The sequence below is a fragment of the Vibrio tubiashii genome (assembly GCF_028551255.1).
Classification (GTDB): domain Bacteria; phylum Pseudomonadota; class Gammaproteobacteria; order Enterobacterales; family Vibrionaceae; genus Vibrio; species Vibrio tubiashii_B.
In genome coordinates this window covers 2940415-2953852 of record NZ_CP117029.1, presented here as the reverse complement: position 1 = coordinate 2953852, position 13438 = coordinate 2940415, and the positions used below count along the sequence as shown (strand labels likewise).

11 protein-coding genes are annotated in these 13438 nt (G+C 46.2%); 4 read left to right on the top strand and 7 right to left on the bottom strand.

The annotated features are described in order from the left end of the window. Nucleotides 1-172 precede the first annotated feature (172 nt). Complete coding sequence (locus LYZ37_RS13580) at nt 173-667, bottom strand: Rsd/AlgQ family anti-sigma factor (RefSeq protein ID WP_004747616.1); 495 nt, start codon at nt 665-667, stop codon at nt 173-175. Nucleotides 668-845: 178 nt separating this feature from the next. Here LYZ37_RS13580 and nudC point away from each other — a divergent pair, with 178 nt between their 5' ends. From nudC to LYZ37_RS13560, 4 genes are all read left to right on the top strand, one after another. Further along, nucleotides 846-1631, top strand: a complete 786-nt coding sequence (gene nudC, locus LYZ37_RS13575; RefSeq protein ID WP_272785832.1) for an NAD(+) diphosphatase — start codon at nt 846-848, stop codon at nt 1629-1631. A gap of 257 nt (nt 1632-1888) precedes the next feature. Then, nucleotides 1889-2956, top strand: coding sequence for a uroporphyrinogen decarboxylase (gene hemE, locus LYZ37_RS13570; protein WP_069667360.1), 1068 nt, complete (start codon nt 1889-1891; stop codon nt 2954-2956). A gap of 107 nt (nt 2957-3063) precedes the next feature. Beyond that, nucleotides 3064-3699 (top strand): TetR/AcrR family transcriptional regulator, encoded by a 636-nt coding sequence (locus LYZ37_RS13565; protein WP_069667361.1) that lies wholly within the window; start codon nt 3064-3066, stop codon nt 3697-3699. 75 nt (nt 3700-3774) lie between these two features. Beyond that, a complete protein-coding gene (locus LYZ37_RS13560) occupies nt 3775-4734 on the top strand; it encodes a DHHA1 domain-containing protein (protein WP_272785831.1) in 960 nt (319 codons plus the stop codon). A gap of 51 nt (nt 4735-4785) precedes the next feature. Here the strand turns inward: LYZ37_RS13560 and LYZ37_RS13555 are convergent, their stop codons facing one another. The 6 genes from LYZ37_RS13555 to asd form a co-directional block, all read right to left on the bottom strand. Continuing rightward, nucleotides 4786-5922, bottom strand: a complete 1137-nt coding sequence (locus LYZ37_RS13555) for a murein hydrolase activator EnvC family protein (protein WP_272785830.1) — start codon at nt 5920-5922, stop codon at nt 4786-4788. A gap of 152 nt (nt 5923-6074) precedes the next feature. After that, nucleotides 6075-7607 (bottom strand): 2,3-bisphosphoglycerate-independent phosphoglycerate mutase, encoded by a 1533-nt coding sequence (gene gpmM / locus LYZ37_RS13550; protein WP_272785829.1) that lies wholly within the window; start codon nt 7605-7607, stop codon nt 6075-6077. A 227-nt stretch (nt 7608-7834) separates the two neighbouring features. Further along, a complete protein-coding gene (locus LYZ37_RS13545; RefSeq protein WP_272785828.1) occupies nt 7835-8722 on the bottom strand; it encodes a DMT family transporter in 888 nt (295 codons plus the stop codon). A gap of 72 nt (nt 8723-8794) precedes the next feature. Then, nucleotides 8795-10675, bottom strand: a complete 1881-nt coding sequence (locus LYZ37_RS13540; RefSeq protein ID WP_272785827.1) for a methyl-accepting chemotaxis protein — start codon at nt 10673-10675, stop codon at nt 8795-8797. 294 nt (nt 10676-10969) lie between these two features. Beyond that, a complete protein-coding gene (locus LYZ37_RS13535) occupies nt 10970-12385 on the bottom strand; it encodes an SLC13 family permease (protein WP_171326032.1) in 1416 nt (471 codons plus the stop codon). Nucleotides 12386-12555: 170 nt separating this feature from the next. Beyond that, complete coding sequence (asd, locus tag LYZ37_RS13530; protein ID WP_272785826.1) at nt 12556-13434, bottom strand: archaetidylserine decarboxylase; 879 nt, start codon at nt 13432-13434, stop codon at nt 12556-12558. Nucleotides 13435-13438: the final 4 nt, after the last annotated feature.

Sequence of the window (13438 nt, the reverse complement as noted above, 5' to 3'; positions counted from 1 at the left end):
TGCCCATTCCCGTATCCATAGCGTAGCGTTCCTAAGTAAAAAGGGTTGACGCAAAACGCCAACCCTCCTAGATTCTCTAGCTCTCTAGCTCTCTAGCTCTCTAGCTCTCTAGCTCTCTAGCTCTCTAGCTCTCTAGCTCTCTAGCTCTCTAGCTCTCTAGCTCTCTAGCTCTTTAAGCCCCTGGCGGAATCGCCAAGCTATCTGCGATAAGTTGAATCAACTGATCTTCTACTTCAAAGCGTACTTCGAGCAGTTCGCCCACTTTTGACATATCTGCCTCAAAGCTGGGTAGCTCATCATCAGCACTGACACTGACATACTTATCGTTGAACTCAAGCAAAGGTTCTGTGGTTAAGACGATCTTGGCATAGGTCGCGTCGATTTCGTTGTTAGTCTTAAAGCCCGTTGCTTGCCATTTCTTCATCACCATATCGTAGATTTTGAAATGGCCTTCAGAAATATAATCAACCACATGATCGCAGAATGAGCTGATCTGTTTTGGGGAAGGAAGTTCGACGACGTTAGAGTGGCCGTTTGCAGGTTGAAGGGAGCCCAGCTGACAATATTCGACAATCAGTGATTGTCTTGTTTCGAGCCAGTGGTCGATGACTTCGCTTGAGCCACCCCATTGTTCTTGTGTTTGTTTGAATTTATTCAGCATGACCATATCCTCATGATCGGATCACTTCTCCGGTGATCATTACGCTTTGACTCCCAAAGCACGTACAGAGTACAACCTCTTGTCCTTACTAGAATTTATAGTCTCAAAATTGACTGACTACAAACTCTGGTATGAATTTAGATTGCCAGTAAAATAGACGAACTGCAAGCGAAGAGGTGAGTCAATGTTGAATAAAAGTGACACAAACCGTACGAAGAATGCTTATTGGTGTGTTGTATCAGGAAGCGATATTTGGCTGCAAAACGGCCAGTTGCCTCAGGGAAGTGCTGAGAGTTTGAACTTACCCTATGAGCAGGCAATTGAAGTCGGACAGTGGGAGAATTGCCCGCTGATGTGGCTTAATGAAGCGGATGTGTCAGAGGAGCTTGAGCTGACCTCTTTACGTGATTGTTTGCATTTTCCTGAGCCGCTATTTCTGCTGATGAGCAAGGCAATTCAGTACGGACATATGAGTCAAAGTCTACGCTTTTGCCCTCAGTGTGGTGGTCGAAATCACCTCAATCACAATCAATTAGCCATGCAGTGTGGTGATTGCCGAACCTTACATTATCCGCGTATCTTTCCTTGTATCATTGTGGCTGTGCGTAACAAGCAGCAAATCTTACTAGCGCAACACCCAAGGCATCGTAATGGTATGTACACCGTCATCGCGGGTTTCCTCGAAGTCGGTGAGACTTTAGAGCAGTGCGTTGCGCGAGAGGTCAAGGAAGAAACCGGAATAGAGGTCACTAACATTCGTTACTTTGGCAGTCAGCCTTGGGCATTTCCGTCGAGCATGATGATGGGCTTTGTCGCCGACTATCAATCGGGTGAGCTAAAGCCCGATTACAGTGAGCTTAGCGACGCGCGCTGGTTTGGGATCGAAGAGTTGCCGCCCGTTGCTCCAGTCGGAACCATTGCTCGACAATTGATTGAATATACGCTGGATGAGATTAAGCTATCTAGCTGAAATATAGATAAAAAAAACCCTCCAGAAGGAGGGGGTAAGTAAGATGTCGTTATGAGATGCCAAGCACTGTGTGCTCGGTTTATAATTGTAGTTTTCGCTAGCAAACAAATTTTTAACACCGATACTTAGTGGGTGCAAATTAAGCACTGATTTAAAAGTTAATAACTTGATCTAGGTTGCAAAGCACACAGCTTTTGCGAGTCAAACAGTGTTAGAATAGCCGCAACAAAAATGAGCCTAAAAATTGGAAAAACGGAATGACTGAATTAAAGAATGACCGCTATCTTCGTGCGCTACTAAAAGAGCCAGTAGATTACACTCCAGTATGGATGATGCGTCAGGCAGGTCGATACCTTCCAGAGTACAAAGCAACTCGCGCAGAAGCGGGTGATTTCATGTCTTTGTGCAAGAATGCAGAGCTAGCATCAGAAGTTACGCTTCAACCTTTGCGCCGTTTTCCTCTTGATGCCGCGATTCTGTTCTCTGATATCCTAACTATTCCTGACGCAATGGGCCTTGAGCTACGTTTCGCGGCAGGTGAAGGTCCTGTATTTGACAAGCCAATTACCTGTAAAGCGGACGTCGAAAAGATCGGTATCCCAGATCCAGAAGGTGAGCTTAAATACGTAATGAATGCAGTACGTCAGATCCGTAAAGATCTTAATGGTGATGTACCGCTAATCGGTTTCTCAGGCAGCCCATGGACGCTGGCTACTTACATGGTTGAAGGTGGTAGCTCTAAAGCTTTCACTAAGATCAAGAAGATGATGTACGCAGAACCACAAACGCTACACCTGCTACTGGATAAGCTAGCAGACAGTGTTATCGAGTACTTAAATGCGCAGATTAAAGCAGGTGCTCAATCTGTTATGGTGTTTGATACTTGGGGTGGTGTGCTGACACCGCGTGACTACAACCTATTCTCACTGCAATACATGCACAAAATCGTAGACGGTCTAATCCGTGAAAACGATGGTCGCCGTGTACCTGTGACCCTATTTACTAAGAATGGTGGTATGTGGCTAGAGCAAATCGCAGCAACAGGTTGTGATGCAGTAGGTCTAGACTGGACAATCAACATCCAAGACGCGGTGAAACGTGTGGGCGATAAGGTTGCTCTGCAAGGTAACATGGATCCATCTATGCTTTACGCATCTCCAGAGCGTATCCGTGAAGAGGTCTCAACTATCCTTGAAGGCTTCGGCGATGCAGGCACAGGTCACGTGTTTAACCTTGGTCACGGTATCCACCTAGATGTGCCGCCAGAAAACGCGGGCGTATTTGTTGAAGCGGTGCATGAGTTATCCAAGCCGTACCACAAATAACTGAGTAATTTATGAAAAGCGCCTGATACGACCAGGCGCTTTTTTGTTATAGGTTACACTAGCCGCTATACTGCCGTTAGACATATAGAAAGGAATACGGATAATTCATGAAAACTCGTGACAAGATAGTGCTAGCTGCACTGGAACAATTTAACCAGCATGGTGAGCGTAATATCACAACCAATCATATTGCCGCACATATCGATATTAGTCCGGGTAACCTGTATTACCACTTCCGTAACAAGCAAGAAATCGTGCGCGAGATCTTCGCTTTATACTCTAATGAACTTCTTGAGCGTTTCACGCCTATTCAAGGTCAGCAAGAGAGCTTAGTTCTACTCAAGCACTATTTGGATTCGATCTTTACTTTGATGTGGAAGTATCGCTTCTTCTACGCTAACTTGCCGGAGATTCTTCAGCGCGATGAACAGCTACATGAAGAATACATCCAGGTTCAAGAAAAGCTGCAAACCAACCTCATCAATATCATGCGTGCGTTTGTCGACCTTGATCTTGTGTCTGTGGAAGATAGTGAGATGAAGTCACTGGTGACCACACTGCATATGATTGCTTCAAGTTGGTTGGGCTACCAAGCGGCAATGTCACCGAAAACAAAGATCACCGAGCAGGTTATCCATCAGGGCATGCTGCAAATGATTTCTGTAGTAAAACCGAAAGCCACAGCACAAGGCTTAGAGCAGCTTCAATTATTGGAAGATGGCGTTAAAGCAATTCATGCTTAGTCATAACTAATTGAAATTGTTCAATCAGTGAGAACCCATTAGAGTATCGAGAGATATTTTAATGGGTTTTGTTTTATGCACTTCGATGTTTTTAATGGTGATGCCGATGGAGTGATTGCACTGCTTCAACTCCGTTTAGCCGATCCTAAGCCATCCACTTTAGTCACTGGTGTTAAACGCGACATCCAGTTGCTCGAAAAGATATCGCTCAGTGCTGACGATACACTAACGGTTTTAGATATCTCGATGGAGAAGAACAAAGCCGGTCTGGAGAAAGCGCTAGCTACCGGATCCAATGTCTTTTATGCCGATCACCATAAGTCTGGAGATATTCCGCGTAATGCCAATTTAGACGCCCATATCGACCTAGATGCAAATACCTGTACCGCTTTAATCATTGATGAGTTACTGGATGGACGATATCACGCTTGGGCGATTACGGCTGCCTACGGTGACAATCTAATTGCTAAAGCGGATGAGCTAGCTGATAAGGCAGGTTTGAGTGATGAGCAAAAACAACAACTCAAACAGCTAGGGACACTCATCAACTACAATGGTTACGGTGCAGAGTTAGAAGATCTGCATTTCCATCCTGCCGCACTGTTCCAAGAGCTTTTGGCCTACGATGATCCTTTTGCTGTTATAGCTGATCACAACTCTCCATTTTTAGTTTTGCGGGCGGCTTATCAGGCAGATATGGATGGTGCACTGGCGGTAAAAGCTAAATATCGCAGCGCTAAGTTATCTGTCTTTGAATTACCCAATCAGGCGTCATCTCGCAGGATTAGTGGTGTTTATGGTAATCACTTGGCAAATCAAACGCCAAATTCTGCACATGCGGTATTAACTGAAAACAGTGATGGAACCTATACTGTTTCGCTACGTGCGCCGCTGAACAATAAACAAGGGGCAGGGGATATTTGTACTCAGTTTCCTAGTGGCGGTGGACGAGCAGCCGCTGCAGGTATTAATGCATTACCTAAAGAGCAGTTAAATGCATTTATCGAGGCGGTTGAGCAATACTATCGCGCGTAAAGTTGCTTGGATTGGGCGTTCAACGCTAATTGAACGCCACATTGGTTGCTACTAGCGAGTTAGCCAGCTCTTAGGGTTCTGAGTTTTACTGTTACGGCGAATTTCAAAGTAGAGTGATGGGCGTGGTTGGCCTCCGGTATCGCCAGCTAAAGCAATACTTTCACCTGCAATGACTTTATCACCTTCCTTCTTAAGTAGGCTCTGGTTAAAGCCATACAGAGTCATGTCACCCTTACCGTGGTCGAGTAAAACCACCAAGCCGTAGCCGCGCAGGTAGTCAGCAAAGACAACAGTTCCTGAATAAACCGCTTTCACTGATTGGCCGTAGTTGGCATTAATTACCATACCCTTCCAATTGATCTGCCCGGTTTGACGAGAGCCATAGTTGTGCAGAATCTTACCTTTGACCGGCCATGGCAGTTTGCCCTTTTGACGAGCTAAACCATCCATAGGGACGGCGTTGCGCTTAGCGGCTTTAGCTATTTCTGCTTTCAGTCGAGTTTCGTTGCGTTGCAACTCAGAGAGGTAAACTTTGTCATTGGAAATGCTCTTACGTATCTGCGAGACAGTCCCTTTACGTTTAGACTGAGTACTTGCCAGTTGATCGCGTTTGTTGGTCTGCTGTTTAAGCAGGTTGGTGATTTGCTGTTTCTCTAGCTTGAGCTGTTCGCGGCTATCACCTAGCTCATCAACCGTTTTCTCCAATTCGGCAATCGTAGTTGCTCGCTCCTTAGCAAGGTGCTGGAAATACTGGCTAATTCTATCTTCTTCGACGCCTTGGTTAAGAATGTTAGAGGAGGTTTTAGCACGTTGAGTGACGTAGTAAGTTTGAATAAGCTCAGCCAACTTATCGCTTTGAGCTTTCTTTTGCTGTTCGAGCTGCTCGACTTTAGACTCAAGATTACGGATATTTTTATTCGTATTGGCTAAAGAGGCTTTGGATTCTTTGATCTCTTTTTCTAAACGAGTGATCGTGATTTCTTGGGATTTGAGTGATTTTTGCAGTGAGTCGAGTTTCTTTTGCTGAGAAGACAGTGACTGCTTTTGGCGAGAGATCTCACCGCTGACGCCTTTTAGCTCGGAGTTGTTTGCTGCATAGCTAGGAGTGATTGAGAAAGAACAAAGCATTAACCCGAGCGTAAGCCAAACCTTGTTGGTAAACAGAGTCTTTAGTGGGGTGCTAGCCATGTTACAAATTTGCCCTAACTATTTGAGAAGCTTCCAGTATACCCAAACCTTTTGATCAGAAGAAAGCGCAATGTCAAAACTTGTTACTGAGCCTCTGAAAACAAAAAGCCCGAGCAATGGCTCGGGCTTGAAGATTCTTAGCTCATTGTTAATTACTTAACTAGAACTTCACCTGTCATCTCTGCTGGAATTTCCAGACCGACTAGAGAAAGCATAGTTGGAGCTAGGTCAGACAGTTTACCGCCTTCTTTGAACTCAACCTCTTTCTCACCAACGTAGATTAGAGGAACTGGTAGGTTAGTGTGAGCAGTGTGCGTGCCACCTGTCTCTGGGTCTACCATCATTTCCGCGTTACCGTGGTCTGCTGTGATCAGCATTTGGCCGCCAGCTTCTTCGATAGCAGCCGTTACTTTAGCAACACATGCATCGATCGCTTCGATCGCTTGCTCTGCTGCTTCGTAAACGCCAGTGTGACCAACCATATCTGGGTTAGGGTAGTTACAGATGATTGTGTCGTACTTACCAGATTTGATCGCCGCAACCATCTTCTCTGTTAGCTCTTCTGAACTCATTTCTGGCTGTAGGTCGTAAGTTGCTACTTTTGGAGAAGCAACAAGTTGACGCTCTTCGCCGTCGAATTCGCTCTCAACACCACCGTTGAAGAAGAAAGTTACGTGTGCGTATTTTTCTGTTTCAGAGATACGAAGCTGAGTTTGACCTTGCTTAGATAGCCACTCACCGTAAGTGTTCTCTAGAGATGCTGGTGGGAATGCGATTGCTAGCGGGATGTCAGCTGCGTACTGCGTTAGCATTACAAAGTTGATTGCTGGGAATACAGCGCGCTCGAAGCCGTCGAATGCAGGTACGAAAGTACGTGTGATTTGACGAGCACGATCAGCACGGTAGTTCATGAAGATTACAGCATCGCCATCTGCGATAACTGCGTCTTCTTGACCTTCAGCTTTGATCGCTGTCGCTTTAACGAACTCATCGTTCTCTTCACGAGCGTAAGCTGCTTCAAGACCAGCCACTGCTGAGTCAAAAGTAAATTCTGCTTTCGCTTGAGTGAGAAGATCGTAAGCAACTTGTACGCGATCCCAGTTGTTATCACGGTCCATTGCGTAGTAGCGACCTACTAGCGATGCCACGCGGCCTTTACCTAGTTTAGCGAATAGCTCGTCAAAACGTTTTAGAGAGTTCTCTGCGCTGCGTGGTGGCGTGTCACGACCGTCTAGGAAGCAGTGTAGGTAAATCTTCTCAGCGCCACGTGCTGCTGCCATTTCAACCGCTGCATAGATGTGATCTTCGTGAGAGTGTACGCCACCTGGAGACATTAGGCCCATGATGTGTACTGCTTTTTCTGCTTTAACAGCAGAGTCGATTGCTTCAACTAGAGCAGGAGTCTGTGCAAATTCACCGTCAGCGATAGATTTAGTGATGCGAGTTAGGTCTTGGTATACAACGCGGCCAGCGCCGATGTTTGTGTGACCTACTTCAGAGTTACCCATTTGACCGTCAGGTAGGCCAACATCCATGCCAGAAGCAGAGATTAGAGTGTTTGGTTTATTAGCAAACAGGCTATCAAGGAATGGAGTTTTTGCGTTCGCGATCGCGTTGCTTGCTGTATCTTCACGGTGTCCGTAACCGTCAAGAATAACTAGAGCCATAGGCTTCTTAGCTGTCATAGTGATGACCTCGTCAAATTTCAAAGTAACTTTGGAAACTAAATTAGCGTAATTTTACTACACTTTTTAACCAAAACTGTAGGTTAAGATCAAATATTGTTTGTGAAATATTGTTGTTATCTTTCACCTTACTTCCAGTAGGTATTTTTCCCAACCACTTGTACTAGTCCTTATTTTCTCGCGTAAGGCGGAAATTGACAGTGGGAAATACCTATTACTCTAATAGCCTATGCGACCAAAATTCCTGTTCCTACAACGGCAACGATGGCCCCAATCCATGCAAAACGGTTAGGGCGCCTACCTGAGTAAATCCAAAGTATAGGCAGCAACATAATAGGAGTTGTGGAAGACAGTAGTGCCACCATACCGACATTTCCTTCCTGAAGGGCATATAGGATCAAGGTCATTCCGACTGCCATGGCGAGGAAACCATTGATTGCGGTAATGGAGAAAATTCGCAGGTTCATGGGTAGCGTAGCTCGCGCAAGTTTGGCACCAGTGAGGAAAAACAGACAGTGAGCAGCAAATGCTGTCATCATACGCATGGCCGATGCCGCAACTGGATCGATTGCTGTTTGCATAACAGGTTTAGCAATAATTCCACCGAGTGCTTGGCAAAGTGCTGCTAGTAAACCTAAGCCGACCCCAACCCAAATACTCCCCCTGATTGACTCAAGTTGATTATTGGCTTGCCCTTTACGACCAAAAAATATCGCGGTTAACACGCCAGAAAAAACCAATGCTGATCCCAACAATTCTAGAGAGGTCATGGTTTCACTAAACAGGAAGTAGCCGAGTACAGCGGAGAAAACGGCGTGGCAAGAAAAAAGCAGACCAGCTTGTCTTGGTCCCATGCGATTGAGGCAGGCGAATAGGGCAGTATCTCCGATGAAGATACCGATCACGCCAGATAACATCATGGCAGAAATGGCGCTGGTTTCTACGCTGGCCCAACCGCCAGTAATCAGTGCCATACCCCCTAAAATCACAGAGGTACAACCCATACGCCAACGACTATAGGCAAAGGTTCCTAAATGTTGCGCCGGAACAACCGAAAGTAGACTGGCTACCGCCCAGAGAAATGCCGCTGCCAATGCCAGCCATTCATATCCCATTGACACGAATTCCTTGTGAATTTGGAAGAGTAATGGCTGACAATATGCATTAAAACAGCGTTAAATCAAAGATCAAACCTTAAAGCGCCCGACCTCGCGGCGCATCGTTTCAGCCGAATCACGCATGTTATCGGCACTTTCACTGCTTTGAAGCGCTTGTGAAGCAAGGACATCAGAAGCATCTTTAATCCCTTGTGTATTGCGACTGATATCTTCACTCACCGCTCGTTGCTCTTCGGCTGCACTCGCAATCTGTAGCGCCATATCGTTGATTTCAGTGATCGCGTCAGTGATATGACCCAAGCTATCGGCTGCTTGCTGAGCATAGTCGACACTTGTATCGGCAAGCGAGGTACTGCTCTGCATGCTGTTAACCGCTAACTGAGTATTGTTTTGCAGCGTCTCGATCATATTGCGGATCTCTTCGGTCGAGCCGTGAGTTCGTTGACTCAGTACGCGAACCTCATCCGCAACCACGGCAAAACCGCGCCCTTGCTCACCAGCGCGTGCCGCTTCAATCGCTGCGTTAAGCGCCAATAGGTTGGTCTGTTCAGCAATCTCTTGAATGGTCGAGAGGATCTGATTAATGCTTTGAGTGTTACTTTCTAACTCAGAGATCACGCCCGCGGCAGCCATGACCTGATCGGCTAGATCAACGATCGCTTGGCGGTTTTTCTGAATCACTTGTTGGCCATCCTGACAAGCGGTTGATGAAGTTTGAGAAGCGGCCGCTGTGAGCTCAGCATGGCTTGCGACTTCTGCCGCTGTAGCCGACATTTCATGGATGGCTGTCGCTATCTGGTTAACATCATTTTGTTGCGCCTCAACTTGATGAGACGCCTGCTGTGATAGTTCATTTGCCTGAACAGCTTGGTTGGCAAGTTTTTCACTGTGGTTGATGATGCCACTGATCATTGCCTGCATTTGACTCAAGAACTGGTTGACATGCTCCGCAACTTCACCGATTTCGTCTCGGCGCTTAATCTCGACTCGTTGGGTTAAATCGCCTTCACCTTTAGACAGTTGAGAAAGGGATGCTGACAAGTCTTGCAGCGGTTTAAGCAGTTTAGTGATCGTGTAGGTACTGAATGTGGCAATCACTAAATACAGGATGATAGAAGCGAGCGCAGTAAACTGGATTTGTTCAGTGACGGAAGCGAAGGCGAGATCCTTATCGACCACGATACCTAAAGACCAGTCTGTCGTCGGGACATTGGTAACATAGATAAGTTTGTCACCTTGATCCGGCCAACTAATGGTTGATAGGGCTGATTTGCTGACAAGTTCATTAACCATGTTATGGCTCAGTACTGGGTTAAGAACGGTTAAAGGCTGTTGGCTTAGCTTTTCATCCTGATAGGCCACGATGTTGTTATTACCATCCACTAAGAAGGTAAAGCCATCGTTATCTAGTGTGACATTGAGCACTTCACTGATAATGTTAGTGACGGTTAAATCGGCGGCAAGAACCCCGTTTCTTTCACCGGAAAAGGCTTTGGCAAAACTGACAACAATGCTGCCATCAAAATCCTGGTAAGGTTCGGTCAGGATCAGCCCAGAGGCTTTCATGGCATCTTGATACCACGGTCGAGTTCTTGGATCGTAATCGGCAGGCCAGTCTTCAGTTTTATCGCCGTAGGCAATGGAGCCGTCATCGAAGCCAGCATAAACGGAAAGAAAGTCCCCCGCTCGCTTGGTAATCAGCATTTCACGGTCAGAGTTATCTGACTGGACGATGGTTTTCTCGTTAGCAAGCATCATATCGCTGCGTATGGCTAACCAATCACTAATGTAGCGAGTAGTGGCGTGGCTGACATTGGCCATTTCACTGTTTAGGGCTGAGGTGGTTTCTTGTTTTAATTGGCTTACCGAGATCCAAGCTTGAACCCCGCTGACCACTGCGATAACGATTGCAATCGCAATCTGCATTTTTAGTTTTATTGTATTTCTCATTGCCTTTCCTTCATATACGAGACAATAGATTGAGAAAAGCGGAGTGGAGAGACACTGGGAGAAGGTGTTTGCCATGTGGAGAGCATCAACCGAACCTCGTGGGCACTACCGCCGGATAGAAATCTCACATTGAAAGTGAAATGGATGTTCTTGTTATTATTGAACTGATTTTATAATCCCGCGCGACTAATTTGCTTGATCTATGTACAGGAACACCGACTAACTTACCTATTTAGGGCGAATATTGATTGAACTGTGACCTTCAGTCAATAAATATTAAATGCCATACGGTAATTAAGTAAGTAGCAGTGCTCCGGCATAAACAATTGCTAAGCCAATCACACCGATAATTAGCCCGGTTTTGGCCATATCTTTACTCTCGATAAGACCAGTAGAGTAAGCCAGAGAGTTTGGCGGTGTTGATACTGGTAAAATCATGCCAAGCGATGCGGAGAAGGCGACAACGACCAATAATCCTTGCAGTCCACCGACGCTAGCTAAACTCTCCATTGAAGCCCCAATGGCAGCTGCAATCGGCATCAGCAGGTTAGCAGTCGCGGTGTTGGACATGAAGTTTGCCATGAGCCAGCAGACAATCGACAGAGTAAGAACCACGGCGATTGGTGATAGCGATTCGTAATCAATCGCATGCGCTAGGGCTGCGGCTAATCCGGTTTTATCCAAACCGATACCAATTGCAATACCACCGGCAACTAGCCACAGTACATCCCAGTTAATCAGCTTGAGCTCAGCTTTGCCCATAATGCCAGTGAGCGTGAAAACAGCCAGTGGAATAATGGAAACAACATAGGTGTTCATGCCATGCAGTTTGGTCGTCATCCACAGTAGGATGGTTGAGGCAAACGTGGCGTAAACCACCATAGCGCGCCAGTTCTTTTGGAATTGCCCATCTAATTTAAGTTTCATGGTTGGTTGGGAAGAAGGGAACAGCTTTTGCAGCAGGAACCAAGCGATAGTCAGTTGCACAATCACAAAAGGTAATCCCATCATCATCCAACTCAAGAAATCGATACTGTTCTCGCCAGTGAGGTACTGAAGTGCGATGGCGTTCGGTGGCGTACCGATTGGAGTCGCAATACCGCCTGTGTTAGCGGCGATCGGGATACACAGTACTAAGGCTTTGATACCAATATCGCCTTTAGGTGCCGAAGCGACAATCGGGCCAAGTAAAGCGAGCATCATTACCGTTGTCGCGGTGTTGGACATAAACATTGAGAACACGGCAGTAATCAACATCAAGCCAAGCATGATGAACTTAGGCTGGTGGCCAAAAGGCTTGAGTAGTACACGCGCTAAGTTGTTGTCGAGTTCATACTTAGAGGCGGCGATCGCCAGGGCAAACCCACCCATAAACAGAATAATGATCGGCGAGGAAAAGGCGCTGAAGATGTCCGTGTAGTTCATCAGCTCCCCCAAATCATGTCCAGCAGGAGGGTTGCGGAATAAATGTAGTCCTTTGTCTGAAATCATCACCAGCTCTAAGGCGATGATCAAAATCGAAGTCGCAAACACTGGGACGGGCTCTAGTACCCAAAGTAGTGCTGCGAGAAGAAAGATTGCCAACAGTCGATGCTGAATCAGGGTCAGATCATCAATAGGGATCCAGTCAATGGGCATAAACAGCACACCGATTGGCAGACCAAAACTGATCAATAGCTTAATGATAATTCCCGATTCTACCTTTGGCATACAATCCTTTACCTCAAAAGTATTAGTGAAGCCACAGATTAGTTCACAATGAATGAAAGGTCTTAGACCAAGTCTAGAATTTTGATAAACAGTTGAAATTGTTGAGGGAGGTTTGCTTTGGGTCAAAAAAAGCCCCGCGATTGCGAGGCTTCAGAGTTGAGTGTTGGTGATTATTCCGCTGCTTGTTCAGCTTGAGCGGTATGAGCGTAAGGTGTACCCATTACCGTAGGTTGACCATTTTGCATCGTGTCATCAAATTTCACCGCATCTTTGGCGAATAGGTTGATAACTGTCGAGCCTAGCTTAAAGCGACCCATTTCTTCACCTTTCTTAAGGATTACCGCTTTATCACCTTTTGCAGGGTAGTCCCATTTGTAAACGGTATTGCCGCGTGGTGGGGTTACTGTGCCAGCCCAAACTTGTTCAATGCTACCAACAATTGTTGCACCAACAAGCACCTGTGCCATTGGTCCAAACTCAGTATCAAAAATACATACTACACGTTCGTTACGTGCGAACAGGTTTGGCACGTTCTCAGCAGTCAGCGGGTTAACTGAGAATAGATCACCTGGTACATAAATCATCTGACGAAGTGTGCCGTCACATGGCATGTGTACTCGGTGGTAATCACGCGGTGAAAGGTACAGTGTCGCGAATTCGCCGTCGGCAAATTCTTGAGCTAACTCTGCATCTCCGCCTAGTAGCTCTTGTGCTGTAAAGTCATGGCCTTTTGCCTGAATCAGTTTGCCATCAGTGATAGGACCAAACTGGCTTACACAAGCGTCTGCTGGATGCGTGATAACAGTGGCTTCTTCGGTGATTGGGCGTGCGCCATCTTTTAGCTCACGAACAAAAAATTCGTTAAACGTCTTAAAGTGTTTAGGATCAGAATGAAGTGCTTCATCCATGTTGACGTTATATTGCTTAATAAACCACTTGATGATTGCTGTTGTTAGACCGCCAGCTTTTGCTGAAGCTAGCTTGCCCACTAAGCGCGTTAAGCCGTGCTGAGGGATCCAATATTGCAGTCCAACTTTAATCTTATCCATTGTG

What these genes read in the sequence shown, in the direction of transcription:
- LYZ37_RS13535 (WP_171326032.1), bottom strand. Translation starts at nt 12,385, where the DNA reads ATGCCAAAGGTAGAATCGGGAATTATCATTAAGCTATTGATCAGTTTT.
- gpmM (WP_272785829.1), bottom strand. Translation starts at nt 7,607, where the DNA reads ATGACAGCTAAGAAGCCTATGGCTCTAGTTATTCTTGACGGTTACGGA.
- asd (WP_272785826.1), bottom strand. Translation starts at nt 13,434, where the DNA reads ATGGATAAGATTAAAGTTGGACTGCAATATTGGATCCCTCAGCACGGC.
- LYZ37_RS13580 (WP_004747616.1), bottom strand. Translation starts at nt 667, where the DNA reads ATGGTCATGCTGAATAAATTCAAACAAACACAAGAACAATGGGGTGGC.
- LYZ37_RS13555 (WP_272785830.1), bottom strand. Translation starts at nt 5,922, where the DNA reads ATGGCTAGCACCCCACTAAAGACTCTGTTTACCAACAAGGTTTGGCTT.
- nudC (WP_272785832.1), top strand. Translation starts at nt 846, where the DNA reads ATGTTGAATAAAAGTGACACAAACCGTACGAAGAATGCTTATTGGTGT.
- LYZ37_RS13565 (WP_069667361.1), top strand. Translation starts at nt 3,064, where the DNA reads ATGAAAACTCGTGACAAGATAGTGCTAGCTGCACTGGAACAATTTAAC.
- LYZ37_RS13545 (WP_272785828.1), bottom strand. Translation starts at nt 8,722, where the DNA reads ATGGGATATGAATGGCTGGCATTGGCAGCGGCATTTCTCTGGGCGGTA.
- LYZ37_RS13540 (WP_272785827.1), bottom strand. Translation starts at nt 10,675, where the DNA reads ATGAGAAATACAATAAAACTAAAAATGCAGATTGCGATTGCAATCGTT.
- LYZ37_RS13560 (WP_272785831.1), top strand. Translation starts at nt 3,775, where the DNA reads ATGCACTTCGATGTTTTTAATGGTGATGCCGATGGAGTGATTGCACTG.
- hemE (WP_069667360.1), top strand. Translation starts at nt 1,889, where the DNA reads ATGACTGAATTAAAGAATGACCGCTATCTTCGTGCGCTACTAAAAGAG.